The organism is Roseateles chitinivorans, from assembly GCF_002761755.1.
Lineage (GTDB): Bacteria > Pseudomonadota > Gammaproteobacteria > Burkholderiales > Burkholderiaceae_C > Roseateles > Roseateles chitinivorans.
Window position 1 is genome coordinate 40,471 of sequence record NZ_PEOG01000017.1, and the last position, 24,590, is coordinate 65,060.

At 70.0% G+C, this 24,590-nt stretch carries 21 protein-coding genes; 2 read left to right on the forward strand and 19 right to left on the reverse strand.

The features are described 5' to 3' along the window. Window positions 1-163 precede the first annotated feature (163 nt). Window positions 164-310, forward strand: coding sequence for a hypothetical protein (locus CS062_RS26600; RefSeq protein WP_186830486.1), 147 nt, complete (start codon window positions 164-166; stop codon window positions 308-310). Window positions 311-464: 154 nt separating this feature from the next. On the opposite strand, the gene CS062_RS08110 is transcribed toward CS062_RS26600, so the two are convergent. From CS062_RS08110 to CS062_RS08200, 19 genes are all read right to left on the reverse strand, one after another. Continuing rightward, a complete protein-coding gene (locus tag CS062_RS08110; RefSeq protein WP_099861059.1) occupies window positions 465-1,736 on the reverse strand; it encodes a BaiN/RdsA family NAD(P)/FAD-dependent oxidoreductase in 1,272 nt (423 codons plus the stop codon). Between the two features lie 64 nt (window positions 1,737-1,800). Then, entirely contained in the window at window positions 1,801-3,525 is a 1,725-nt protein-coding gene (locus tag CS062_RS08115; protein ID WP_099861061.1) for an ATP-binding protein, read from the reverse strand. Between the two features lie 112 nt (window positions 3,526-3,637). Then, window positions 3,638-4,531 carry an SDR family oxidoreductase gene (locus CS062_RS08120; protein WP_099861062.1) on the reverse strand — a complete coding sequence of 298 codons (894 nt, stop codon included), beginning with the start codon at window positions 4,529-4,531 and terminating at the stop codon, window positions 3,638-3,640. A 64-nt stretch (window positions 4,532-4,595) separates the two neighbouring features. Continuing rightward, window positions 4,596-5,519: a glutathione S-transferase family protein gene (locus tag CS062_RS08125; protein WP_099861064.1), complete on the reverse strand. Its 924-nt coding sequence runs from the start codon at window positions 5,517-5,519 to the stop codon at window positions 4,596-4,598. 33 nt (window positions 5,520-5,552) lie between these two features. Then, on the reverse strand, window positions 5,553-6,026 hold the full coding sequence (locus CS062_RS08130; protein WP_099861065.1) for a GNAT family N-acetyltransferase: 474 nt from the start codon (window positions 6,024-6,026) through the stop codon (window positions 5,553-5,555). Then, window positions 6,026-7,045, reverse strand: a complete 1,020-nt coding sequence (locus CS062_RS08135; RefSeq protein WP_099861066.1) for an NADP-dependent oxidoreductase — start codon at window positions 7,043-7,045, stop codon at window positions 6,026-6,028. Before CS062_RS08135 ends, CS062_RS08130 begins: the two co-directional genes overlap by 1 nt. A 71-nt stretch (window positions 7,046-7,116) precedes the next feature. After that, complete coding sequence (locus tag CS062_RS08140) at window positions 7,117-7,575, reverse strand: PaaI family thioesterase (RefSeq protein ID WP_233217974.1); 459 nt, start codon at window positions 7,573-7,575, stop codon at window positions 7,117-7,119. A 141-nt stretch (window positions 7,576-7,716) separates the two neighbouring features. Further along, window positions 7,717-8,508, reverse strand: coding sequence for an SDR family oxidoreductase (locus CS062_RS08145; protein WP_099861068.1), 792 nt, complete (start codon window positions 8,506-8,508; stop codon window positions 7,717-7,719). Window positions 8,509-8,565: 57 nt separating this feature from the next. Beyond that, window positions 8,566-10,389 carry an acyl-CoA dehydrogenase family protein gene (locus CS062_RS08150; RefSeq protein WP_438270464.1) on the reverse strand — a complete coding sequence of 608 codons (1,824 nt, stop codon included), beginning with the start codon at window positions 10,387-10,389 and terminating at the stop codon, window positions 8,566-8,568. Between the two features lie 125 nt (window positions 10,390-10,514). Then, on the reverse strand, window positions 10,515-11,690 hold the full coding sequence (locus tag CS062_RS08155) for an acetyl-CoA C-acyltransferase (protein WP_099861071.1): 1,176 nt from the start codon (window positions 11,688-11,690) through the stop codon (window positions 10,515-10,517). A 28-nt stretch (window positions 11,691-11,718) separates the two neighbouring features. Beyond that, window positions 11,719-13,815, reverse strand: a complete 2,097-nt coding sequence (locus CS062_RS08160) for a 3-hydroxyacyl-CoA dehydrogenase NAD-binding domain-containing protein (RefSeq protein ID WP_099861073.1) — start codon at window positions 13,813-13,815, stop codon at window positions 11,719-11,721. 232 nt (window positions 13,816-14,047) lie between these two features. Further along, window positions 14,048-14,575, reverse strand: coding sequence for a hypothetical protein (locus CS062_RS08165; protein WP_143742282.1), 528 nt, complete (start codon window positions 14,573-14,575; stop codon window positions 14,048-14,050). 137 nt (window positions 14,576-14,712) lie between these two features. Further along, window positions 14,713-15,276: a hypothetical protein gene (locus tag CS062_RS08170; RefSeq protein ID WP_099861076.1), complete on the reverse strand. Its 564-nt coding sequence runs from the start codon at window positions 15,274-15,276 to the stop codon at window positions 14,713-14,715. Window positions 15,277-15,444: 168 nt separating this feature from the next. Continuing rightward, complete coding sequence (locus CS062_RS08175) at window positions 15,445-16,191, reverse strand: ABC transporter ATP-binding protein (RefSeq protein ID WP_099861144.1); 747 nt, start codon at window positions 16,189-16,191, stop codon at window positions 15,445-15,447. Window positions 16,192-16,223: 32 nt separating this feature from the next. Next, window positions 16,224-17,015: an ABC transporter ATP-binding protein gene (locus tag CS062_RS08180; RefSeq protein ID WP_233217975.1), complete on the reverse strand. Its 792-nt coding sequence runs from the start codon at window positions 17,013-17,015 to the stop codon at window positions 16,224-16,226. Then, the gene (locus CS062_RS08185) at window positions 17,012-18,457 is read right to left on the reverse strand and encodes a branched-chain amino acid ABC transporter permease (protein WP_099861078.1); all 1,446 of its coding nucleotides are present in this window, start codon (window positions 18,455-18,457) and stop codon (window positions 17,012-17,014) included. Before CS062_RS08185 ends, CS062_RS08180 begins: the two co-directional genes overlap by 4 nt. A 3-nt stretch (window positions 18,458-18,460) precedes the next feature. Further along, the gene (locus CS062_RS08190) at window positions 18,461-19,405 is read right to left on the reverse strand and encodes a branched-chain amino acid ABC transporter permease (protein WP_233217979.1); all 945 of its coding nucleotides are present in this window, start codon (window positions 19,403-19,405) and stop codon (window positions 18,461-18,463) included. Window positions 19,406-19,600: 195 nt separating this feature from the next. Continuing rightward, window positions 19,601-20,860: a branched-chain amino acid ABC transporter substrate-binding protein gene (locus CS062_RS08195; RefSeq protein ID WP_099861082.1), complete on the reverse strand. Its 1,260-nt coding sequence runs from the start codon at window positions 20,858-20,860 to the stop codon at window positions 19,601-19,603. A 215-nt stretch (window positions 20,861-21,075) separates the two neighbouring features. Continuing rightward, on the reverse strand, window positions 21,076-22,746 hold the full coding sequence (locus CS062_RS08200) for a 3-(methylthio)propionyl-CoA ligase (RefSeq protein WP_099861084.1): 1,671 nt from the start codon (window positions 22,744-22,746) through the stop codon (window positions 21,076-21,078). A 283-nt stretch (window positions 22,747-23,029) separates the two neighbouring features. Here CS062_RS08200 and CS062_RS27255 point away from each other — a divergent pair, with 283 nt between their 5' ends. Continuing rightward, on the forward strand, window positions 23,030-24,571 hold the full coding sequence (locus tag CS062_RS27255) for a methyl-accepting chemotaxis protein (RefSeq protein WP_199174200.1): 1,542 nt from the start codon (window positions 23,030-23,032) through the stop codon (window positions 24,569-24,571). The last annotated feature ends 19 nt before the right edge of the window (window positions 24,572-24,590 follow it).

Genomic DNA, 24,590 nt, shown 5'->3' on the forward strand with positions numbered 1-24,590 from the left:
GTCGCGCCGAGCGCAGAGGGTAACGCAAAGCGCTGACGCCACCGCGGCCCGCGCGGAAGCGCCATGGCGGTAGTAGAGTGCGCCGGTCGCCGCCGCACGACGCACTCGGATGCGCGGCGACGATCGCAGAACGACAACGACCGCAGAAGAAGGAGCCCACGACATGCCAAAAGGCGAGCAACGCAACGACAAGGCCAACAAGAAGCCCAAGAAGGACACCGGCGCCCCCCGGGAGACGTCCTCCGACCGTCCGGTCGCGCCGGTCACGGCCGTGATGCCCAAGGGCAAGCTGAAGAACAAGGCGGGCTGAGCCCGGCCAAGGGCCGGCACCTTCGTTGGAGGACCCCGACGGCCCCATCGCTGCCCGCGCCGCGCGAGGGCCCGGGCGACCGGGCGACCGGGGGAGTCGGCGCCCCGTGCGCCGCATGTCGACATTCGCGGCTCACATCCGGAGCCGCGAACGATCAATCCCGGCTCGACAGGAACGCGGCGGCGCCGTCGCCCGCAACGACGCCGCTGGCCATCGACGCGGTCAGCAGGTAGCCGCCGGTCGGCGCTTCCCAGTCGAGCATCTCGCCCGCGACGAACACGCCGGGACGGGACTTCAGCATCAGCCGCTCGTCCAGTGATTCCAGCGTCACGCCGCCCGCGGTGCTGATCGCCTCGGCCACCGGGCGCGGCGCCACCAGGCGCAGCGGCAGCGCCTTCAGCGTGCGCGCGAGCGTCGCCGCGTCGGCATAGGCCTCCTTGGTCAACACCTCGTGCAGCAGGCCGGCCTTCAGGCCTTCGATGTTCAGCCGGCTCTTCAGGTGCGAGGACATCGAGCGCGATCCGCGCGGATGGGCGACCTGCTCCGCGACCCAGGCCGCGTCGCGGCCGGGCAGCAGGTCGAGGTGGACGAGCGCCTCGCCGTCCCGCACGATGCGCTCGCGCAGCAGCGCGGACGCGGCATAGACCAGCGAGCCTTCGATGCCGGACGCGGTCACCACGAACTCGCCCTGGCGCGAGAAGCGTCGGCCGTCCGGGCCCTCGGCGCTCAGCGCGACCGGCTTGACCGGCTGACCCGCGAAGCGGTCGACGAAGAACGGCGACCAGCCGGGCCCGGCGCCCTCGCGCGGCGCGCCGAGATCGAAGCCGCAGTTGGCCGCACGCAGCGGCGCCACGCCTGCGCCGGCCTGCGCCAGCAGCGGCACCCATTGACCGTCCGATCCCAGCTGCGGCCAGGAGGCGCCGCCCAGCGCGAGCACGACCGCATCGGCGGTCGCGGTCGACTCGCCGTCCGGCGAGCGCAGGCGCAGGCCGCCGGCCTCGTCCCAGCCGAGCCAGCGGTGTCGCATGTGGAAGCGCACGCCCTGCCCGCGCAGCCGCGAGAGCCAGGCGCGCAGCATCGGCGCGGCCTTCAGGTCCTTGGGGAAGACGCGCCCCGAGCTGCCGACGAAGGTCTCGACGCCGAGTGCCTGAGCCCAGGCCCGCAGCGCCTCGCCGTCGAAGCGGTCGAGCCAGGCGGCGACGTCGGCCTGGCGTTCGTAGTAACGGGTGTCGAAATCGGGCCGTGATTCCGAGTGGGTCAGGTTGAGACCGCCCTTGCCCGCGAGCAGGAACTTGCGTCCGACGGACGCCATGGCGTCGTAGAGGTCGACGGACATGCCGGCGCGCGCCAGGCGTTCCGCGGCCATCAGGCCGGCGGGGCCGCCGCCGATGACGATGGCGCGGCGGGGAGAGGAAGTGTTGGGCATGGTCGGGAGGGTACTGCGCAGGGCGCGCAGTGTGCCAGACCGCAGCGGTGCGGCGATGGGGCTGTCAGGCCGTGCCGGCCACCGCCGGCAGCTCCAGCGTGAACCGGGACCCGTGCCCGCTCTCGCTGTCGACCAGGATCCGTCCGCCCATCCGCTCCATCAGCTGCTTGCAGATGACCAGCCCGATGCCATGCCCGGGCTGCTCCTCGCGGCCGAGCCGGTTGAAGGGTTGGAAGAGCTGCGAGCGCTGCTCGACGCTCAGGCCGATGCCGTTGTCTACCACCTCGATGCGGAAGCCGCGCGACTCCGCGCTGGCGTGCACCTGGACCCATCCGCCGCGCCGGTTGTACTTGATCGCGTTGGAGATCAGGTTGTGCAGCACCTGCTCGAGCCGGATCGGATCGGCCTGGACCAGCGGCAGCGTGCTGTCCTCCTCCGGCGTCAGGCCGATCCGGAGGTCCACGCCCGCGGCCTGCGCCGCCGGCTGCGACAGTGCCACCACGCGCCGCAGCAGCGGCCCGGCCTGCAGGGGCAGCGACTGCACGGTCAGCGTGTTCGCCTCCGCCCGCGACAGCGTCATCATGTCCTCGATCAGCACCAGCAGGTGCTTGGCCGCCTCGTCGATGTGCCGGAGCCGCGCGCGCTGCGTCTCGTCCAGCGGCCGCTGCGGATCGTGCGCCAGCAGCTGGCTGAAGCCCAGCACCGCATTGAGCGGCGTGCGCAGCTCATGGCTCGCCTGGGACAGGAACTCGCTCTTGGTGCGGCTGGTCACCTCGGCCAGCTCGCGGGCCCGGTCCGCATCCTGCAGCCGCATGCGCTCGCCGAGTTCGCGCTGCAGCAGTTCGCCGCGCAGCCGCACCTGGCGCTGCAGCGCGCGGTTCCAGAGCAGCGCGAGGCCCAGGCCCAGCAGCACCAGCGCGAGCGCGATGCCCACGCCCCACAGCGCCCGGCGCTGCCAGCGCATCGCCGCGGTGTCCTGCGTGATCCAGCGGTCCGCGATCGCCTGCCGCTCGTCGTCGCCGATGCGCGTCAGCGCCTTGTCCAGGATGCGGCCCAGCATCGGCCAGTCGCGCCGGTAGCCGATGCCCAGCCCGTAGGCGAAGCCGATGTCCTCCACCACGCGCAGGTTGCCGATGCCGTCGCGCCGCATCAGGTAGGTCGCGCCGGCCAGGTCCATCACCGCCGCGCCGACCTCGCCGCCGGCCAGCCGGCGCAGCACGGTGCGATCGTCCACCTCCACCTGCAAGGGGTTGGTCGCGTAGCGGTCCCGCAGGAACTCCACCACCGCGTAACCGCGCGCCACCGCGACCGACTCGCCGGGCCGCAGCGGGTCGCCGCTCGTGCCGGCGCGCCGCAGCAGCACCGCCGGCACCGTGATGTAGGGGCGCGTGAAGCCGAAGCGCTGCGCCCGCTCGGGCGTCTCGCGCATCGACATCTGCAAGTCGAGCTCGCCGCTGGCGAGGTCGTCCAGGTTCTCGGCGAAGGTCTGCGGCGGCTGGAACTCGAAGCGCAGACCGGTCAGCTCCGACAGGCGCCGCGCATAGTCCAGCGACAGGCCGGTGATGCGCCCGTCCTCATCGACATAGGTGAAGGGACCATAGCTCGCCGAGCCCCCCACCCGCAGCACCGGATGCTGCGCCACCCAGGCGCGTTCCTCGGCGGTGAGCCAGTCGCGCGGATCGGCATGGCCCTGCCCCGCCAGCGCCAGCCACGCCGCAACCACCGCCGCCAGCAGGGGCAGCAGCCGCGGCAGCGCGGGCAGGCATCGGGGAAGGAAATGCGGGACCACGGGCGGATTGTGGGCCCGCCCCCTGCGCCGCAGGACCCCGGCGCTCCCGCATCCGGGGGTGGTACCTGTCAGAACTGCCAGGGCCGTCCGGACGATCGGCGGCCGGCCCGCCTCAGCCGCGCAGCGACTCCCGCAGCCGCGCGCCGATCTCCGGCTTGTCCTGGAACGGGTCGGTCGGGTTGCGCAGCTGCATCACGTCCTCCAGCCGCGTCTGCACGGCCTTGAGCGCCTGCGGGTGGCTGAAGATGTAGAAGCGCTCCTCGTCCATGGCCTCGAACACCATCCGCGCCACGTCCGCCGCCGTCAGCTTGCCGGCGCTGACCGCCTTGTCGGTCATCGCCTGCGAGATCAGCTGGCTGCGGGTGGGCTTGTCGGCGCCCAGTTCGCCCGGGCGGTTGCGATGACTCTGCGTGATGCCGGTCGGCACGAAGTACGGACACAGGACCGATGCCCGCACCTGGTCGGTCACCAGCGCGAGGTCCTGGTACAGCGTCTCGCTGAGCGACACCACCGCGTGCTTGGACACGTTGTAGACGCCCATGTTGGGCGGGTTCAGCATGCCGGCCATCGACGCGGTGTTGACGATGTGCCCCTGCCACGCCGGATCCTTGGCAGCGGCCGCCAGCATCATCGGGGTGAACAGGCGCACGCCGTGCACCACGCCCATCAGGTTGACGCCCAGGACCCATTCCCAGTCCGACAGCGCGTTCTCCCAGATCAGCCCGCCGGAGCCTACGCCGGCGTTGTTGAACACGAAGTTCGGCGCGCCGAAGCGCTCCTGCACCGCGGTGGCGAGCGCCTCCATCTGGTCCGCCTTCGCGACGTCCACGCGCCGCGCCAGCACCGGATGGGCCGCGAACTCGGCGGCCGCCTGGTCCAGCGCGTCCTGCTGCACATCGCACAGCACCAGGTTCATGCCGCGGGCGGCCGCCAGGCGCGCGACCTCGAGGCCGAAGCCCGAGCCCGCGCCGGTGATCACCGCCGTCTTGCCTTGGTAGTCCTTCATGCGCTTGTCTCCTTCGGGATGGTTGTGGGGCCGCCGCGCGGCGGCCGCGTCATGGGCCGACGGGCTATGCCTGCTTCAGCGTGTAGCGGATGCGCGGGAAGTGCACATGCACCCGGCCCGCGCGCCCGTCCTCGCGCGCCACCGTCACCGTGCGGCAGCTCAGCCCGACCAGCGTGCCGGCGACGGCATCGCGGGCGTAGTCATACGGCGTGACGGTCACCGGCTCGCCGGCTTCGAAGCCCTGGCCCGGCTCGACCTGCGCCGGCCGCGGCTGCGAGGCCCGGGCCAGTTCGATCGCCTCCGCGCCGTCGAGCTTGCCGGCCCGCTCGCCATGGCCGATCGCGGCCACCCGCGCCATCCAGGCCCGCAGGGCCTCATGCGGCGCCAGGATCTCGGCCAGCGGCCCGGTCCGGGTGATGAACCAAAGCGGGTGATAGACGCTCAGGTCGGCGATGCACGGCGCGTCGCCGAGCAGCCACGGCCGACCGTCGGCCAGCATCTGCGACAGCCAGTCGAGGTACTGCGTCAGCGCGGCGCCGGCATCGCGGCCGCGCACCTGCGGCATGCCCTCGCTCATCGCCTTGCGGTCGGCGACGAAGAGCTTGAGCATGTCCGGCGGCGCCCCGGCGAACAGCGCCGTCGCACCGGCCGGCTGCATCGCATAGGGCAGCGCGGTCCAGAACAGGTCGGTGTCGGCCCACTGCGCCAGCATGCGCGCCTGGCCTGCCACCGCGGCGGGGAACAGGCTGGGCGACGGCTGCCGCGCTTCCAGCACCTCGGCGATCAGCGCGGTGTCGCAGTAGATGTCGGCGCCGACCTGGAGGAAGGGCGTGCGGCGGTAGCCGCCGGTCAGCGCCACCACATCGGGCTTGGGCAGCATCATCGGCACCGTCACTGACCGCCAGGCCAGGCCCTTGAGGCCCAGCATCAGCCGCGCCTTCTCGGCGAACGGGGAGCTGCTGTAGTGATGCAGGATCAGATCGCTCATGGGAACACTCCTGGGTCGGGGGGCGGCGGCGCATCACGCCGCGGCGTCGCGTCGCATGTCGACATGGGGAATCCCGTCCTCGTCGTAGACCTCCGAGATCGGGTGGAAGCCGAAGCTGCCATAGAACGCGCGCAGATGCGCCTGCGCGCCCAGCTCGATCGCCTGGCCCGGCCAGAGGCGCTCGCATTCGCGCACCGCCTGGCTCATCAGCGCACGGCCCAGGCCTCCGCCACGCGCCGTCGGCGCGGTGATCACGCGACCGATGCGCGCGCTCCCGTCGCCGATCTCCGGCGGCAGCAGACGTGCATAGGCCAGGAGCGCCTCGGCGCCATCGGCGCCCGGCCCGAGCCCCTGCAGGTGCCAGGCGTGCTCGTCGAGCCCGTCCGGATCCAGGTAGAGGCAGCTCTGCTCGATGACGAACACCTGCGCGCGCAGGCGCAGCGCGCGGTACAGGCCGCGCGTGCCCAGCTCGTCGAAGGACTGGCAGATCCAGCGCGGGCCGGTCATCAGATCAGCTTCACCAGCTGCTTGCCGAAGTTGCGACCCTTGAGCAGGCCCAGGAAGGCCTCGGGCGCGCTCTCCAGGCCCTGCGCCACGCTCTCGCGGTACTTGAGCTTGCCGGTGGCCACCAGCGTGCCGAGCTCCTTGAGCGCCTCGGGCCACACCGCCATGTGCTCGGAGACGATGAAGCCCTCGATCTTCATCCGGTTCACCAGGATCAGCTGCGGCGCGCTCATCGGGATCGGCTCGCCGTTGTAGCCGGCGATCATGCCGCACATGGCGACGCGGCTGAACGGGTTGGCGCGGTGCATCACGGCGTCCAGGATCATGCCGCCGACGTTCTCGAAGTAGCCGTCGATGCCGTCCGGGCACTCGGCCTTCAGCGCGGCGGACAGCGACTTCACGTCGCCATGCTGCTTGTAGTCGATGCAGGCGTCGAAGCCGAGTTCCTCGACGACGTAGCGGCACTTGTCGGCGCCGCCGGCGATGCCGACCGCGCGCGCACCGCGCACCTTGGCCAGCTGGCCGACCGCGCCGCCCACCGCGCCGCTGGCGGCGCTGACGACGACGGTCTCGCCCGGCTTCGGATCGATGATCTTCGCCAGGCCGTACCAGCCGGTGACGCCGGGCATGCCGACCGCGCCCAGGTAGGCCGACAGCGGCACATGCGTCGTGTCCACCTTCTGCAGCACGCCGCGCTGGCTGGCGTCGACCAGCTGGTACTCCTGCCAGCCGCCCATGCCGACGACCTTGTCGCCCACCGCGAAGTGGGCGTTGCGGGACTCGACCACCTCGCCGACGGTGCCGCCGATCATCACCTCGTTCAGCGGCTGCGGCGTCGCATAGCTCTTGCCTTCGTTCATGCGGCCGCGCATGTAGGGGTCGAGGCTGAGGTAGTGGTTGCGCACCAGCACCTGGCCGTCGGCCACTGCCGGCACCGGCGTGCTGACCAGCTTGAAGTTGTCGGTGCCGGGTTCGCCGGTGGGGCGGGAGGCCAGCAGGATCTGGCGGTTCATCGTGCTCATGCGTCTCTCCTCGTGAGCGGGAAATCGGAAGGGGTCGGTTGAACGGGAATCGCCGTCAGGCCGTCGGGCGCTCAGCCCTCGGTGCGCTGCAGCGCCTTGAGGCTGCGGCCCTTGCCGGGCAGCGCCTTGAGGTACTTGAAGGTGCCGGTCGAGTGCGCGCACAGCCGGCCGTCCTCGCCATAGACCGAGCCGTCGCAGAAGGCCATCGTCGTGGAGCGGTGCAGCAGCCGGCCCACCGCGCGCAGCGCGCCTTCGCCGGGGCGCATGAAGCTGGTCTTCATCTCCACCGTCACCACGCCCGGCCCGAAGCCGGGCTGGTCGCGGTGCACGCTGCGCGCCGCATGGGCCATGGCCACGTCCAGCAGCGTCATCAGCACGCCGCCGTGCGCGACTTCCCAGGAGTTCAGGTGCAGCTCGCGGATGTCGACCCGCAGCTCGGCCTCGCCCTCGTCGATGCGCACCAGCTCGAAGCCCAGTTGCTGGACGAAGGGGATGTGGACGGGAAATTTCAGCGGCGGTTCTTCAGTCACAACAACCTCGAATCAGGAACATTCGCGCCCCCATCGGCATCGCGCCCCCAACCCAGCAGAGCCCGGAGGACCGGCTCCGCCGATCCTCTCGGGCTGCCCCCCGGTGGGGGGGCGCGCGAAGCGCGTAGGGGGCGGAGCCAATCAGCTGCCATGGACGGCGGACACGCCGCCATCGACCGCGAGGATCTGCCCGGTGATGTGCTTCCCGGCGCGGCTCGCGAACAGCAGGGCGGCGCCCTTGAGGTCCTCATCATCGCCGATGCGCTTGAGCGGCGCGTGCTCGGCGAGCTTGTCCTCGCCGATCGCGGCCATCAGGCCCTTGGTCATCTTGCTGGGGAAGAAGCCCGGCGCCAGCGCATTGACGGTGATGCCATGCACGCCCCACTCGCCGGCCAGCGCGCGGGTGAAGTTCACCGCCGCGCCCTTGCTGGTGTTGTAGGCGATGGTCTTCATCATCCCGCTGTTGCCGCCCAGGCCGGCGATCGAGGCCACGTTGATGATGCGGCCCGACTTGCGCGGGATCATGCTGCGGCGCGCGACCTCCTGGCTCATCACGAACAGGCTGCGGATGTTCAGGTCCATGACCTTGTCCCAGGCCTCGACCGGATGGTCCTCGGCCGGCGCGCCCCAGGTGGCGCCGGCGTTGTTGACCAGGATGTCGATCTGGCCGAGCCGGGCGATCGTCTGCTCGACGATGCCGCGCGCCTGCGCCTCGTCGGAGGCGTCGGCGGCGATCCATTGCGCCGCGATGCCGCGCGCCTTCAGATGCGCCACCGCCTCCTCCAGGTCGGCCGCCTTGCGCGAGCTCAGCATCAGCGTCGCGCCGGCCTCGCCCAGCGCCTCGGCGATCTGCAGGCCCAGCCCGCGCGATCCGCCGGTCACCAGGGCCACCTGGCCGGTCAGGTCGAAGAGATCCTGCACCTTGCTGCTCATCGTCGTCTCCTTGATGTCGTTGATGTCGTCGTCGATCGCGCGCGGCCGCCCGCGGCCTCAGAACCAGGCGTCGCGCATCTCGCGCGTGAGCGCCTCGCGCCGCGCCACCACGCCCAGCCAGGCATGGATCTTGGGCAGCTCGTAGGCGAAGAAGTAGCGCTGCGCGGCCCGCTTGCCCTGGGCGAAGTCGCTCTCGAGGTCGGTGCCTTCCAGCGCCAGCACCACCTCCAGCCAGATCCACGCCAGCACGGTGTGGCCGAAGGCCTGCAGATACGGCGTCGCGTTGGCCAGCGCCTCCTCCGGCTCGCCGGTGGACCAGGCCTTCTTGGTCGCGCCTCCCACCGCGGCCAGCGCCGCGCCGAGCTCGTTGGCGGCCTCGGCCAGCCCCGGCACCTGGCCGGCGCGCTGCGCGGTGTCACTGATGCGCCCGGCCAGCGCCATCAGCGCCTGGCCGCCGTCCATCACCACCTTGCGGCCGAGCAGGTCCAGCGCCTGGATGCCATGCGTGCCCTCGTGGATCATGTTCAGGCGGTTGTCGCGCCAGTACTGCTCCACCGGGAAGTCGCGGGTGTAGCCATAGCCGCCCAGCACCTGGATCGCCAGCGAGTTGGCCTCCAGGCACCACTCGCTGGGCCAGCTCTTGGCGATCGGGATCAGCACGTCCAGCAGCAGCCGGGCAGCGGCGGCCTCCTCCGGCGTGCCGGTGTGCTGCTCGTCGACGAGGCGGGCGCAGAACAGCTCCAGCGCCAGACCGCCCTCGACGTAGCTCTTCTGCGCCAGCAGCATGCGCTTGACGTCGGCGTGCTCGATGATCGGCCGCTGCGGCTGCGACGCGTCCTTGCCGGCCGCGGTCATCGGCCGGCCTTGCGGACGCTGGCGCGCGTAGTCCAGGCTGGCCTCGTAGCCGGCATAGCCCAGCATCACCGCGCCGAGGCCGACGCCGATGCGGGCCTCGTTCATCATGTGGAACATGCAGCGCAGGCCCTCGCCCGGCTTGCCGACCAGGTAGCCGATCGCGCCGGGCCGGCCGCCCGGCAACTGGCGGCCCTCGCCGAAGTTGAGCAGGCAGTTGGTCGTGCCGCGGTAGCCGAGCTTGTGGTTGAGCCCCGCGAGCGCCACGTCGTTGCGCTCGCCGGTGAGGCGCCCGTCGGTGTCCACCAGGTGCTTGGGCACGATGAACAGCGAGATGCCCTTGGTGCCCGGCAGCGGCTTGCCGTCGGGCCCGGGGATCTTGGCCAGCACCAGGTGGACGATGTTCTCGGTGATCTCGTGCTCGCCGCCGGAGATCCACATCTTGTTGCCGGTGAGGCGGTAGCGGGGGCCGAGCGGATCGGCCTCGAAGTCGGCGCCATCGGGCTCGGCGCGCGTCGCGACATCCGACAGCGACGACCCCGCCTGCGGCTCCGACAGGCACATCGTGCCGAACCAGCGGCCGGAGAACTCGTTCATCGCGAAGACCTCGCGCTGAACCGGCGTGCCGTGCGCCATCAGCAGGTTGGCATTGCCGTTGGTCAGCATCGCGTAGCCGCCCATGGCGACGCTCGCCTTGCTGAAGAAGCAGTTGGCGGCCATCTCGATCACGCACGGCAGCTGCAGTCCGCCATGCTCGGCGTCCTGAGCGGCGGCCAGCATGCCCGACTCCACATAGGCGGCAAGCGCCTCATGCGTCGCCTGCGGCAGATGGACGCGCTCGCCGTCGAAGCGGGGCTCCTCGGTGTCGGCCAGGCGGTTGAACGGCGCGAACTTCTCACGCGCGATCCGCTCGCAGGTATCGAGCACCGCGTCGAAGGTCTCCCGCGAGTGCTCCGAGAAGCGCTCGCGCGCCGAGAGTCGGTCGACCTTCAGCCAGTGATACAGCAGGAAGTCCAGGGTCTGGCGCATGAGCACCTCACGAAGGAGGCGGGGCGCAGCCCGCCGACATATCAAGCGGCGCCAGGGGACCCGGCTTTGCCGGACCCTCGGGCTCGCCCCCTGAGGGGGCCGGCGTCAGCCGGTAGGGGTGCTCGTCAGAGCACTTCGAAGACCCCCGCCGCGCCCATGCCGCCGCCGATGCACATCGTCACGCAGACGCGCTTGGCGCCGCGGCGCTTGCCCTCGATCAGCGCATGGCCGGTCAGGCGCTGGCCCGACACGCCGTAGGGATGGCCGATCGCGATCGCGCCGCCATTGACGTTCAACCGGTCCATCGGGATGCCCAGCTTGTCGGCGCAATACAGCACCTGCACCGCGAAGGCCTCGTTGAGCTCCCACAGGTCGATGTCGGAGACCTTCAGGCCCAGGCGCGCCAGCACCTTGGGCACGGCGAAGACCGGGCCGATGCCCATTTCGTCGGGCTCGCAGCCGGCGACCGCGAAGCCCAGGAAGCGGCCCAGCGGCTGGAGGCCCTTCTTCGACGCATAGGACTCGCTGACGATCGCGCAGGCGCCCGCGCCATCGCTGAACTGGCTGGCGTTGCCCGCCGTCACCACGCCGCCGGGCAGCGCGGTACGGATGTCCTTGATGCTCTCGTAGGTGGTGCCGACGCGCAGGCCCTCGTCGACGGAGACGGTGACCTCCTTGGTCATCATCCCGCGCACCTTGTCGGCCACGCCGGCCATCACCGTGATCGGCACGATCTCGGCGTTGAACAGCCCTTCGGCCTGCGCCGCGCAGGCCTTCTGCTGGCTGGCCGCGCCGTAGCGGTCCATCCGCTCCTTCGGGATCTTGTAGCGCTGCGCGACGTTCTCGGCCGTCTGCAGCATCGACCAGTAGATCTCCGGCTTGTGCGCCGACAGCCAGCTCTCATGGCCCATGTGGCGGTTGGCCTCGTTCTGCACGCAGGAGATGCTCTCCACGCCGCCGGCCACGAACACCTCGCCCTCGCCCGCGATGATGCGCTGCGACGCGGTCGCGATGGTCTGCAGGCCGCTGGAGCAGAACCGGTTGATGGTCTGTCCGGACACGGTCACCGGCAGGCCGGCGCGCAGCGCGATCTGGCGCGCGATGTTGCCGCCGGTGGCGCCTTCCGGCGTGGCGCAGCCCATCAGCACGTCCTCGACCTCGCCGCCCTCGATGCCGGCGCGCTCCAGCGCGGCGCGGACCACATGGCCGCCCAAGGTCGCGCCGTGGGTCATGTTGAAGGACCCCTTCCAGCTCTTGGCGAGCGGGGTGCGGGCCGTGGAAACGATCAATGCCTTGCTCATTCTGTTGCTCCTGTTCGCGTCCGCGGGGTCAGTCGTTGAAGCCCTTGCCCTGGTCGGCCAGGCGCTTGAGCAGCGGAGCCGGTTCCCAGAACTTCGCGTCGTCATGCGGGTTGCGCGCGAAACGCTTCATCGCCTGCACGACGTTGTAGAGGCCGACCGTGTCGGCGTAGCACATCGGGCCGCCGCGCCACAGCGGGAAGCCGTAGCCGGTCAGGTAGACCATGTCGATGTCGGAGGCGCGCAGCGCGATGCCTTCCTCGAGGATGCGGGCGCCCTCGTTGACCAGCGCGAAGACCAGGCGATGCACGATCTCCTCGTCGCTGATCTTGCGCGGCGTGATGCCCAGCGCCGAGCGGTGCATGTCGATCATCTCCAGCACCGTCTTGGACGGGATCGCGTCGCGCTTGCCCGGCTGGTAGTCGTACCAGCCCGCGCCCGTCTTCTGGCCGAAGCGGCCCATCTCGCACAGCAGGTCGGCGGTCCTGGAGTAGCGCAGGTCCGGCTTCTCCTGGTAGCGGCGCTTGCGGATGTACCAGCCCACGTCGTTGCCGGCCAGGTCGCCCATGCGGAACGGTCCCATCGCGAAGCCGAAGCGCTCGACGGCCTTGTCCACCTGCTGCGGTGTGCAGCCCTCCTCCAGCAGGAAGCCGGCCTGGCGGCTGTACTGCTCGATCATGCGGTTGCCGATGAAGCCGTCGCACACGCCCGAGACCACGCAGGTCTTGCGGATCTTCTTGCCCAGCGCCATCACCGTGGCCAGCACGTCCTTGGCGGTGGCCGCGCCGCGCACCACCTCCAGCAGCTTCATCACGTTGGCCGGGCTGAAGAAGTGGGTGCCGATGACGTCCTGCGGACGCTTGGTGAAGGCCGCGATCTTGTCGACGTCCAGGGTCGAGGTGTTGCTGGCCAGGATCGCGCCGGGCTTCATCACCTCGTCGAGCTGCTTGAACACCTGCTCCTTGACGCCGATGTCCTCGAAGACCGCCTCGATGACCAGGTCGGCGCCGCCGATGTCGCCGTAGTTCAGCGTGGTGTCCAGCAGGGCCATGCGCTGCGCGTAGCGGTCCTCCTTGAGCTTGCCCTTCTTGACCTGCGCCTCGTAGTTCTTGCGGATGGTGGCGACGCCGCGGTCCAGCGCCTCCTGCTTCATCTCGAGGATCGTCACCGGGATGCCGGCGTTGAGGAAGTTCATCGCGATGCCGCCGCCCATCGTGCCGGCGCCGATGATGGCCACGCGCTCGACCTTGCGCAGCGGCGTGTCCTCGGGGACGTCGGGAATCTTGGAGGCGGCGCGCTCGGCGAAGAACGCGTGGCGCAGCGCCTTGGACTCGGGCGTCAGCATCAGCTGCTGGAAGGCTTCGCGCTCGGCGCGCATGCCGTCCTCGAATTTCATCGAGACCGCATTGGCCACCGTCTCCACGCACTGCAGCGGCGCCGGGAAGTTCTTGGACATCGCGCCGACAGTGTTGCGCGCGAACTGGAAGAAGGCCTGCGCCTCGGGATGCTGGGCCTTGATGTCGCGCACGCGCGGCAGCGGGCGCTTGTCGGCGATCTCCATCGCGAACTGGACGGCGCCGTCGATCAGGTCGCCGTCGATCAGCTTCTGGAACAGCACCTGGCCAGGCACCTGGGCCAGCAGTTCGCTGTTGACCGGCTCGCCGCTGACGATCATGTTGAGCGCGGGCTCCACGCCCAGCGCGCGCGGCAGACGCTGCGTGCCGCCGGCACCGGGCAGCAGGCCCAGCTTCACTTCCGGCAACGCGATCTTGGCGCCGGGCGCGGTCACGCGGTAATGGCAGCCGAGCGCCAGCTCCAGGCCACCGCCCATGGCGACGCTGTGGATCGCGGCGACGACCGGCTTGGTGCAGGCCTCGACACGGGTGATCAGCGATCCCAGGTTGGGCTCGGCCAGCGCCTTGGGCGAGCCGAACTCGCGGATGTCGGCGCCACCGGAAAAGGCCTTGCCGGCACCGGTGATCACGACGGCCTTGATGGCGGGATCGTTCTCGGCCTGCTCGATGCCCTCGGCGACCGCCAGCCGCGTGGCATGGCCCAGGCCGTTGACCGGCGGATTGTTGAGCGTGATCACCGCGACCTGGCCGCGGACTTCGTAGCTGGCACCCATGTGTGTTCCTTCCAGTGGGGGGAAACGCCTCGCCGCCGGTCGAAGATTTCCTCGGACACCGGGACGAAAAGAACGATCGTTCGATTCTAGGCAGCGCCGACGCGCACCGCTTGTCTCTGCTGTGACAGGGCGCTACGGGAGAAGTGCGGAGGCTGGGTGTCGCGCAGGTGGCGCAGGTGGCGCAGGTGGCGCAGGTGGCGCAGGCGACGGCGTCGGCTCGGATGGCGCGTGCTCAGAAGGGCTTGTCGAGCTGGGTGGGCATGAAGCCGCGGGAATGCGGCTCGTCCTCGTCCTGGATCTCGGTGCGGGCGAAGCCGCCCTCGGCGACGCGCTCGCGGGCGCGCGCCTCGCGTTCCAGCGCCGCGTCGACGCTGGCGACGGTCGGCGCGGGGGCGCGCGGCTTCTCGATCGGACGGAAAGCCGCCAGCGGCGTGGGGCCGCTGACCGGCGCGCCGGCCTCCAGCGGCAGGATTGATTCCGGGCCGTCGGCCGACTCGCCGGACGTGGCCGCCTGCGCCGCCTTGCGGCGCAGGCGCTCGGCGACCATGCGCAGTTCGCCTAGCTCCATCTGCAGGCGCTCGATCTGGCGGCGCGCCTGCGTGGTCTGCTCATTGAGCAGCAGCCGCGAGGACTCGATGCGGTCGATCAGGCGGCGGGCGCGCTTGAGCCGGCTCCACCACCAGGCGCTCGCCAGCGCGCCCCCGACGGCCACTCCGGCCAGCGTCCCGACGACGACCATCCAAGGCTGCACCGCACTCATGGCCGGCTCCCCGTTCTTGTTTCCTGGCGGCCAATGTAGTGCGACCTCTGGCCGCTGTGGCGCCGGAAGCCACCCGGATCAGGGGACGCGGCAACGCCGCGCGGGGCACCTACGTCGGGGGGAGCCGCATGTCGGGCTCAGGGTTCGGGATGGGGCTGCGTCGGCAGGAAGCCGAACGGGACCGGCGCCAGCGTCGGCGCGGACATCAGCGGCATTGCCCGCCTCTCCATCGGCCGCTCCATCGGCTCGGTGGGGCTGAAGCCCCCGGCGGCGACCCGTTCCCGGGCGCGCTCGAGGCGCTCGGCATTCGCGGACCGGGCGGCCGGGACGACGGTCGCTTCCACGACCGCCGGGCTTGAAGGGGCCACGGCGCTCGCGGCCAGCGGCGCCTGCGCGCTCATCGGCGACAGCATCGATTCGCCCCAGTCCGTGGTCGCCGCGCGGCCCGCAGCGAACTGCGACTTGCGCCGCATGTGCTCCATCGTCAGGCGCAGCTCCAGCATCTCGATCTGCAGCTGCTCGATCTGCCGGCGCGCATGGCCGACCTGTTCCTCGATCTGCCGGCGCGAGGCCTGCAGCTGGTCGATCAGCGCCCGGGCCAGCCGCAGCTTGCGTCCCCACCACGCGCTCGCGATCGCCGCCCCCGCTCCCGCGCCGGCCAGCGCGCCGGCCGCCAGCATCCAAGGCTGCACCAAGTTCATGGATGGATCCCGCTCATGTGATTCGCGCTGCCACTGTAGGGCGACACGCGTGCGAAGGCTTCACCAGAAGCGGGTGTTTTTCACCGGATCGCGGGCCGCATCGCCGCCGGTGACCGGACCGTCAGCGATCCGACAAGGCGCCGTGAGAGCTGTAACCGTCGGGCGGCCTCAGACCTCCAGCCACTCCTTGCGGACATAGGCATTGGCGCGCAGGTCGGCAGGCGTGCCCTCGAAGACGATGCGGCCATGGCCCATCACATAGCAGCGCTCGGAGATCTCCAGCGCGATGGCCAGCTTCTGCTCGACCAGCAGCACCGACACGCCCCGACGCTTGAGCTCCTTGAGGTACTCCGCCACCAGTTCGACGATCTTGGGCGCCAGGCCCTCGGTCGGCTCGTCGATCATGATCAGGTCGGGGTCGCCCATCAGCGTGCGGCACAGGGTCAGCATCTGCTGCTCGCCGCCGGACAGCACGCCGGCCTCGGTGTGCTGGCGTTCCTTCAGGCGCGGGAACATCGCGTACATGTCGTCGAAGCCCCAGCGCGGCGCGGCGCCCTTGCGCCGGCCCTTCTCGCCGAGCATCAGGTTCTGGTGCACCGTGAGCTTGGGGAAGATGTCGCGGTTCTCGGGCACGTAGCCGATGCCGCGATGCGCGATCTCGTAGGCCTTGCGGCCGAGCAGTTCCTGGCCGCCCCAGGCGACCGAGCCGGTGCCGTCGACCTGGCCCATGATGGTCTTGACCGTCGTCGAGCGCCCCGAGCCGTTGCGCCCCAGCAGGCTGACGATCTCGCCGGGACGCACCTCCATCGTCACGCCATGCAGCACATGGCTCTTGCCGTAGAACGCATGGACGTTGTCCAGCCGCAGCGCCCGCGTGCCGGCGGCCGCCGCGGATCCGGCAGCGGCGGCGCGCATCGCGCCGACGTTGGTGTCGTTGAGGGCGACGCTCATGCATGTGCTCCCGCGGCCTGCGATTCGGCCAGCACCGACCCGAGGTAAGCCTCCTGCACGCGCTTGTTGGCGCGCACCGCATCGGGCGTGTCGAAGGCGATCACCTCGCCGTAGACCAGCACCGCGATCTTGTCGGCCAGGCCGAAGACCACGCCCATGTCGTGCTCCACCGTCAGCAGCGTGCGGCCCTCGGTGACCTGGCGGATCAGCTGGATGAAGCGCCTGGTCTCGCTCTTGCTCATGCCCGCGGTGGGCTCGTCCAGCAGGATCACCTGGGCCCCGCCGGCGATGGTGATGCCGATCTCCAGTGCGCGCGCCTCGGCATAGGTCAGGTTGATCGCCGGCACGTCGCGCTTCTTGTCCAGGTGCAGCATCTCCAGCAGTTCCTCGACCCGGTCGTTGACGTCGTCCATGCCGGCCAGGAACTTCCAGAACGCGTACTTGTGGCCCATCGACCAGAGCAGCGCGCAGCGGATGTTCTCGAACACCGACAGTCGGGTGAACAGGTTGGACACCTGGAAGCTGCGCGACAACCCGCGGCGGTTGATCCGGTAAGGCGGCAGCTGGTCGATGCGCTCGCCGAAGAGCCGGATCTCGCCGCTGGTGGGCGCGAAGCGGCCGCTGATCAGGTTGAACAGCGTGGACTTGCCCGCGCCGTTGGGCCCGATGATCGCGACGCGCTCGCCGGGCTTCACCGCGAGCTCCGCGCCGCGGATGATCTCGCTCTTGCCGAAGCTCTTGCGGACGGCCTTGAGCTCCAGCGCATAGGGGATGTTGGCGGTGCTCACAGGCTTTCCCTCCGCTTGATCTCTTTCTCGATCTCCTCCTGCGCCCGGTCCCACTCGGCGCGGAACTGGCGGCGCAGCAGCTCGAAGAGCCCCAGCCCGGTCAGCAGCACGAAGCCGGCGCCGAACCAGGACTCGACGCTCTTCGCATCGAGCGCCAGGCCCAGGTACTTCATCTGCGGACCGAGCGCCTCGTTGAGCTGCAGGTGATAGAGCATCTCCACCATCGCCGAGCCGCCCAGCAGCATCGTCGCCGCCGCGCCGGCCAGGCCCAGGTAGGACGGCCACAGCGCGCGCAGCTTGCCGAAGGCGGCCAGGCGCAGGTTCATCATGATCAGCGAGGCGATGCCGCCGGGCGCGTACATCACCATGAACAGGAACACCAGGCCCAGGTAGAGCAGCCAGGCCTTGGTCAGCTCCGACAGCAGCACCAGCGCCACCACCATCAGCACCGCGCCGATGATGGGGCCGAAGAAGAAGGTCGCGCCGCCCAGGAAGGTGAACAGCAGGTAGGCGCCCGAGCGGGCCGCGCCGACGACCTCGGCGGTGACGATCTCGAAGTTCAGCGCCGACAGGCCGCCCGACACGCCGGCGAAGAAGCCCGCGATCAGGAAGGCCAGGAAGCGCACCCACTGCGTGTCGTAGCCGATGAACTCGACGCGCTCGGGGTTGTCGCGCACCGCGTTGAGCATGCGGCCCAGCGGCGTGCGGGTGAGCGCGTACAGCAGCGCGGTGCAGACGAAGGCGTAGACCGCGATCAGGTAGTACACCTGGATCTGCGGCCCGAAGCTGATGCCCCAGACCGCCTTGCCGACGACGCGGTTGGAGGAGACGCCGCCCTCGCCGCCGAAGAACTCCGGCAGCATCAGCGACATCGACCAGATCAGCTCGCCCAGGCCCAGGGTGATCATCGCGAAGGGTGTGCCCGACTTCTTCGTCGACACGTAGCCGAACAGCGCCGCGAAGAAGAGCCCCGCCAGGCCGCCGACCAGCGGCACCAGGCTGACCGGCAGGGCGAGCTGGCCCGCGCCGACGACGTTGAGCGTGTGGATCGCCAGGTAGGCGCCCAATCCGCTGTAGACCGCGTGGCCGAAGCTGAGCATGCCGCCCTGCCCCAGCAGCAGGTTGTAGGACAGGCACGCGATGATCGCGATGCCCATCTGCGACAGCATGGTCTGCGCCAGGCTGCTGGTCCACAGCAGCGGTGCCACCAGCAGCACCAGCGCGTAGCCGCCCCAGATCAGCCAGCGGCCGACGTTGTGCGGCTTGAAGTGGTAGGTCTCGCCGCGCCGGGCGCGCGGCGGGCGGCCGGTACCCGTGCCGCTGGCGGGAGCGTCCGCATTTGTGGTGTTGGAGGCATTCGCGGCGATGGCGGCATTGACCGCGGTGGTGACCGCCACGGTCGCCGCCGCGGCGGTCGAGGAAGGAGGGATGACGGCGGACATCGTTCAGCCCTCCCGCGTGCCGAGCAGGCCCTTGGGCCGGAAGATCAGGATGAGGACCATCAGGAGGTAGGGCAGGATGGGCGCGACCTGCGCCAGGGTGAGCTTGAGCAGCGGGTAGCCGAAGGTGTCGGGGCCGAGCTGGAAGGCCTGCGCGAGCGACACGTCGACGGTCAGCGGCAGCGTCTGCAGCAGCCCGATGACGAGGGAGGCGACGAAGGCGCCGGCCAGCGAGCCGATGCCGCCGACCACGACCACCACGAAGATGATCGAGCCGACGATCACCGCCATCGCGGGCTCGGTGACGAAGGTGATGCCGCCGATGACGCCAGCCAGCGCGGCCAGGGCGCAGCCGCTGCCGAACACCAGCATGAACACCCGCGGCACGTTGTGGCCGAGGGACTCGACCATCTCCGGATGCGTGAGCGCCGCCTGGATGACCAGGCCGATGCGGGTGCGGGTCAGCAGCAGCCAGAGCGACAGCAGCATGAACAGCGCCACCACCATCATGAAGGCGCGGGTGAGCGGGAACTTGGAGCAGCTGGCGGCGGCGCACATCGCGGCGGGCGCGTCGCCCCAGGCCAGTTCCAGCGCCTGGCCCGGCGCATGTACCAGGGTGAAGGCGGCGCCCTGCAGCGACGGCGGCGGGGAGAACGGCACCGCGGTGCGGCCCCAGATCAGCTGCACCACCTCGAGCACGACGTAGGACAGCCCGAAGGTGATCAGCAGCTCCGGCACGTGGCCGAACTTGTGCACGCGCCGCAGCGCGCCGCGCTCGAACAGCGCCCCGCAGCCGCCCACCAGCAGCGGTGCCAGGAAAAGCGCAGGCCAGAACCCGATCCATCCGGCGATGGAATATGCGAAGTACGCGCCCAGCATGTAGAAGCTCGCATGCGCGAAGTTCAGCACGCCCATCATGCTGAAGATCAGCGTGAGGCCGGAGCTGAGCATGAACAGCAGCAGCCCGGAGGACAGCCCGTTCAGCAGATTGATCAGTATCTGTTCCAAGACATCATCCTCGTTCAACGAGCCGGGTTGACGCGGATCGCGTCGCGAGCGGGCCGAGGTCGGGCCGAAGCGCGGAGCCGTACACCCGTACGGCGAGCACTGCAGGCCCGAGATCGGCCCGCGCAGCAGCGAGACGCGTCAACCCGGGCGCTTCATTTGGCAGCTGGTGGGGGTACTGCTGACGAAGGGATCGAAGGTTTTCACCGGGGCGAAGTTGTAGCCGGTGTTCTCGACGCTGTAGGTCCGCTTGGCATCGGCCTTCTGCCAGACGGTGAGGAACAGCGTCTGCTGCAGCTGGTGGTCGGTCTTGCGCATCTCGACGTCGCCGTTGAAGGACTTGAACTTGAGCCCTTCCAGCGCCGCCGCGACCTTCACCGGGTCGGTGCTCTTGGCCTTGGCCATCGCCGTGCTCAGCGCGGTGTAGATGTGGATGACGCTGCCGGTGTAGAAGTCGTCGTTGAACTTGGCCTTGTATTCGTTGGCCCACTTCTCCGGTTCGCCGCCCAGGCTGTTGTGGTTGTACGAGATCTGGTACACCCGGCCCGCGCCCGCCGCGCCCATCGCCGTCGGCGTGCCGGTCACGCCGGCGTAGTAGGTGTAGAACTTGCCGGTGTAGCCCGCCTCGTTGGCGGCCTTGACCAGCAGCGCCAGGTCCGAGCCCCAATTGCCGGTGATCACCGAATCCGCGCCGCTGGCCTTGATCTTGGCGACGTAGGGCGCGAAGTCGCGCACCTGCGCGAGCGGGTGCAGGTCCTCGCCGACGATCTGCACGTCCGGCCGCTTCTTGGCCAGGCCCTCCTTCGCGTACTTGGCGACCTGATGGCCGTGCGCGTAGTTCTGGTTGAGCAGGTAGACCTTCTTGATGTCGGGCTGGTCCTTCATGAAGGTGGTCAGCGCCTCCATCTTCATCGAGGTGTCGGCATCGAAGCGGAAGTGCCAGTAGCTGCACTTGCTGTTGGTGAGGTCCGGATCCACGGCGGAGTGGTTGAGGTACACGACCTCCTTGCCGGGATTGCGCTCGTTGTGCTTGTTGACCGCGTCGATGATCGCCAGCGCCGCGCCCGAGCCGTTGCCCTGCGTCACGTAGCGCACGCCCTGGTCGATCGCGGACTTCAGCGCGTTCAGCGACTCGGCGGGGCTGAGCTTGTTGTCGATCGGGATGATCTCGAACTTCACCCCCGCCGGGTTGTTGGCGTTGAATTTCTCGGCGAAGAACTGGAAGGACTTGACCTGGTTCTGACCCACCGGCGCCATCAGGCCGGACAGCGGGTCGATCCAGGCGATCTTCACCGTCTCGCCCTTCTGCGCGTAGGCGCCGGCGGCGGCCGTCAAGGCGAATGCGGCGACGGCCAGGGGCCGGGCCAGCGAGGGGATCGAACGCGTGCTGTGCTTGCTCATGCTTGTCTCCTGATGTGGTTGTGTGTGCAAGGCGATCGGTAGCGGCGTGGTGCGACGGACTGCTGGGGACTGCGGTGAAGGGCAATGCGGACGGTGGAACTCCTGCGGAAGCGGATCGATCGCGGCGGCCTCGTCACCGCGGTCAGTGGAGCAAAAGCTCGGCAGCTCGATGGCCTGGGGTCGGATCGCCGGAACGGGGCGCGTCGCGGTCGCGCTCAGCCGCCCGGCAGCTTGTGGTCCTTGAACTGCTCGCGCAACTTGAGCTTGAGCATCTTGCCGGTGGCCGTGTGCGGGATCTCGTCGACGAAGACGACGTCGTCGGGCACCTGCCACTTGGCGATCCGGCCTTCGTAGAAGCCGAGCACCGACTCGCGCGTCAGCGCCGCGCCGGCCTCGCCGGGCTTGCGCACGACCACGAGCAGCGGGCGCTCGTCCCATTTCGGATGCGGCACGGCGATGACGGCGGCCTCATGGATCGCCGGATGCGCCATCGCGATGTTCTCGACGTCGATCGAGCTGATCCATTCGCCGCCGGACTTGATGACGTCCTTGCTGCGGTCGGTGATCTGCATGAAGCCGTCGGCATCGATCGCGGCGACGTCGCCGGTCGGGAACCAGAGGCCGGCGTCGCGGCCGTCCTCGCCGGTGACGCGGATCAGCGGCGAGCCGGCGTGGCCGAAGTAGCCCTCGATCACCCACGGTCCGCGAACCACCAGGTTGCCCGAGGTCCTGCCGTCCCAGGGCAAGGCCTTGCCGGCATCGTCGACGACCGCCATGTCCACGCCATAGATGGCCTTGCCCTGCTTCTCCAGCAGGTGGCGCTGCTGCTCCCGGGGCAGCTTCAGCTGCTTGCTGCTGAGCCGCGAGAGCGTGCCCAGCGGCGACATCTCGGTCATGCCCCAGGCATGGATCACCTCCACGCCGTAGTCGTCCATCAGCGTGCGCAGCATCGCCGGCGGGCAGGCCGAGCCGCCGATCACCGTGCGCTTGAAGCTCGAGAACTTCAGCCCGTTCGCGCCGACGTAGTTCAGCAGCCCCAGCCACACCGTCGGCACGCCGGCGCTGAAGGTCACCTGCTCGGACTCGAAGAGCTCGTACAGCGACTTGCCGTCCAGATGCGGTCCCGGCAGCACCAGCTTGCAGCCCACCAGCGCGGTGCTGTAGGGCAGCCCCCAGGCATTGACGTGGAACATCGGCACCACCGGCAGGATCACGTCGCGGCGCGAGCAGGCCATCGCGTCGGGCAGCGCCGCGCCGTAGGCATGCAGCACCGAGCTGCGGTGGCTGTAGACCGCGCCCTTGGGATGGCCGGTCGTGCCGCTCGTGTAGCAGATGCTGGAGGCCGTGTTCTCATCGAACTCGGGCCAGACATAGCGGCCATCCTCGGCGTCGACCAGCTCCTCGTAGCAGCGCAAATTCGGGATCGACGACTCGGCCGGCATGTGGGCGCGGTCCGTCATCAGGATGAAGTGACGGACCTGGCCCAGCTGCGGCGCGAGCTTCTCGACCAGCGGCAGGAAGCTCAGGTCGAAGCACAGGGCGCGGTCGGCGGCGTCGTTGGCGATCCAGGCGATCTGCTCGGGGAACAGGCGTGGATTGATCGTGTGGCAGACAAGGCCCGAGCCGGAGGTGCCGTAGTAGAGCTCGAGGTGGCGGTGGCCGTTCCAGGCCAGCGTGCCGACGCGGTCCCCGGGCGCCAGGCCCAGCCGCGCGAAGGCCTGCGCGAGCTGGCGGGCCCGGAACTCGACCGCCGCCCAGGTGGTGCGATGCAGGTCGCCCTCGACCCGCTTGCTGACGATCTCGGTATCCCCGGAATGCCGCGCCGCGTGCTGGATCACCGACGAGATCAGCAGCGGCATCGACATCATCTGGCCCATCAGTGCCATGTCGTCTCCTGGATATTGTTCCGGTGCCTCTGGGGCCGCCGGTCGCGCGGGACGCGCTCCGACGGCGCACGGGCGCCTTGATTTCGGCTGTTCGAGTCAGTCTATCGACGGCCCCGGACGCCTCGCGTCACCCTAGTGACGCGGCGGCGATTCCGGCATAGGGGATTACACGGGACCACCGCGCGGCCCGGGGGGCCTTGGCAGCGGCCGGGCGCCGTGCTGAGAATCGGCGCGTCCAGGCCCTCACATCGAAAAACCGGAAGCTCACGACAAGGAGACATCGATGCGGCTCAACGACCTCCCCCTGGCCAGCAAGATCAATGGCGCGATCGTGCTGCTGATCCTGGCGATGCTCGTGGTGGGCTCGCTCACCCTCTGGCGCAACGACCGGATCGCGAGCGAAGCGACCGCGGCGACCGACGACGCGCAGGACCTCATCCGCAAATCGGTCCAGTGGCAAGGCATGACGCAGACAGCGGTGGCGCGCAGCATGGCCAGCGCCATCAGTTCCGACCCGGCGGTGGGCGAGCTCTTCAAGGCCAACATCGCCAACGACGCGCCCGAGGTGGCCAAGCTGCGCGAGCAGATCGCCGCTCAGGCGCAGCGGCCGGAAGACCAGGCCAAGCTCAAGGAGATCGTCGGACTGGGCCAGGCCCTGCTGGCGGCGAGCAAGAAGGCGCGCGAGGCCGGTGCCGCCGGCGACTGGAGCGCCACCAGCCGCATCGTGCAGAACGAGTACGCGCCGGCGGTGAAGCTCTACCTCGACGCGATCGGCCAGTTCGTCGCGATGCAGGAGGCGCGTGCCGCCACCGCGCGGGAGGCTGCGGCGGCTGCGCGCGCGTCGCTGCGGTGGCAGGCGGCGATCGGCGCGCTCGTCATCGCGGCGGTGGGCCTGTTCACTGCGTGGCTGCTGATCCGCGCGATCGTCCAGCCGATGGCCCAGGCGGTCAGGGTCGCCGAGGCGGTGGCCGGCGGCGACCTGCGCTCCGACATCCAGCCCGACAGCCGCGACGAGACCGGACAGCTGCTGGGCGCGTTGCAGCGGATGAACCAGAGCCTCACCGGCATCGTCGGCCAGGTGCGCCTGAGCAGCGACTCGATCGCCACCGGCACCGGCGAGATCGCCACCGGCAATGCCGACCTGTCGCAGCGCACCGAGCAGCAGGCGGCCAACCTCGAGCAGACCGCCGCGTCGATGGAGCAGCTCACCGCGACGGTGAAGCAGAACGCCGAGACCGCGCGCACGGCGACGCAGCTGGCGCAGACCGCGTCGACCGTGGCGGCCGAGGGCGGCCAGGCGGTGCAGGAGGTGGTCGCGGTGATGCGGCAGATCGACGAGAGCTCGCGCCGGATCACCGACATCATCGGCACGATCGACGGCATCGCCTTCCAGACCAACATCCTGGCCCTGAATGCGGCGGTCGAGGCCGCGCGGGCGGGCGAGCAAGGGCGCGGCTTCGCCGTGGTGGCCAGCGAGGTGCGCGCGCTGGCGCAGCGCAGCGCGGCGGCGGCCAAGGAGATCAAGGGGCTGATTGGCGACAGCGGCGCCCGGGTCGAGGCGGGATCGCGACTCGCGGGCTCGGCGGGCGAGACGATGGGTCAGATCGTCGAGCAGGTGAAGCGGGTCTCCGACCTGATCGCCGAGATCAGCGCGGCGAGCGCCGAGCAGAGCCAGGGCATCGACCAGATCGGCGACGCGATCGCGCAACTGGACCAGGTGACGCAGCAGAACGCCGCGCTGGTCGAGGAATCGGCCGCCGCCGCCGAGAGCCTCAAGCAACAGGCCACGCAGCTGCACCAGGCGGTCGCCGTCTTCAGGCTCTGACGGGCGCCGCCCGGGATCC

Excerpts from the sequence above, each read along its gene's own strand:
- CS062_RS08200 (WP_099861084.1), bottom strand. The coding sequence starts at position 22,746 with ATGGCACTGATGGGCCAGATGATGTCGATGCCGCTGCTGATCTCGTCG.
- CS062_RS08135 (WP_099861066.1), bottom strand. The coding sequence starts at position 7,045 with ATGAGCACGATGAACCGCCAGATCCTGCTGGCCTCCCGCCCCACCGGC.
- CS062_RS08195 (WP_099861082.1), bottom strand. The coding sequence starts at position 20,860 with ATGAGCAAGCACAGCACGCGTTCGATCCCCTCGCTGGCCCGGCCCCTG.
- CS062_RS26600 (WP_186830486.1), top strand. The coding sequence starts at position 164 with ATGCCAAAAGGCGAGCAACGCAACGACAAGGCCAACAAGAAGCCCAAG.
- CS062_RS08155 (WP_099861071.1), bottom strand. The coding sequence starts at position 11,690 with ATGAGCAAGGCATTGATCGTTTCCACGGCCCGCACCCCGCTCGCCAAG.
- CS062_RS08110 (WP_099861059.1), bottom strand. The coding sequence starts at position 1,736 with ATGCCCAACACTTCCTCTCCCCGCCGCGCCATCGTCATCGGCGGCGGC.
- CS062_RS08145 (WP_099861068.1), bottom strand. The coding sequence starts at position 8,508 with ATGAGCAGCAAGGTGCAGGATCTCTTCGACCTGACCGGCCAGGTGGCC.
- CS062_RS27255 (WP_199174200.1), top strand. The coding sequence starts at position 23,030 with ATGCGGCTCAACGACCTCCCCCTGGCCAGCAAGATCAATGGCGCGATC.
- CS062_RS08175 (WP_099861144.1), bottom strand. The coding sequence starts at position 16,191 with ATGCGCGCCGCCGCTGCCGGATCCGCGGCGGCCGCCGGCACGCGGGCG.
- CS062_RS08125 (WP_099861064.1), bottom strand. The coding sequence starts at position 5,519 with ATGAGCGATCTGATCCTGCATCACTACAGCAGCTCCCCGTTCGCCGAG.
- CS062_RS08120 (WP_099861062.1), bottom strand. The coding sequence starts at position 4,531 with ATGAAGGACTACCAAGGCAAGACGGCGGTGATCACCGGCGCGGGCTCG.
- CS062_RS08170 (WP_099861076.1), bottom strand. The coding sequence starts at position 15,276 with ATGAACTTGGTGCAGCCTTGGATGCTGGCGGCCGGCGCGCTGGCCGGC.
- CS062_RS08130 (WP_099861065.1), bottom strand. The coding sequence starts at position 6,026 with ATGACCGGCCCGCGCTGGATCTGCCAGTCCTTCGACGAGCTGGGCACG.
- CS062_RS08150 (WP_438270464.1), bottom strand. The coding sequence starts at position 10,389 with ATGCGCCAGACCCTGGACTTCCTGCTGTATCACTGGCTGAAGGTCGAC.
- CS062_RS08165 (WP_143742282.1), bottom strand. The coding sequence starts at position 14,575 with ATGAGTGCGGTGCAGCCTTGGATGGTCGTCGTCGGGACGCTGGCCGGA.
- CS062_RS08185 (WP_099861078.1), bottom strand. The coding sequence starts at position 18,457 with ATGTCCGCCGTCATCCCTCCTTCCTCGACCGCCGCGGCGGCGACCGTG.
- CS062_RS08190 (WP_233217979.1), bottom strand. The coding sequence starts at position 19,405 with ATGCTCAGCTCCGGCCTCACGCTGATCTTCAGCATGATGGGCGTGCTG.
- CS062_RS08160 (WP_099861073.1), bottom strand. The coding sequence starts at position 13,815 with ATGGGTGCCAGCTACGAAGTCCGCGGCCAGGTCGCGGTGATCACGCTC.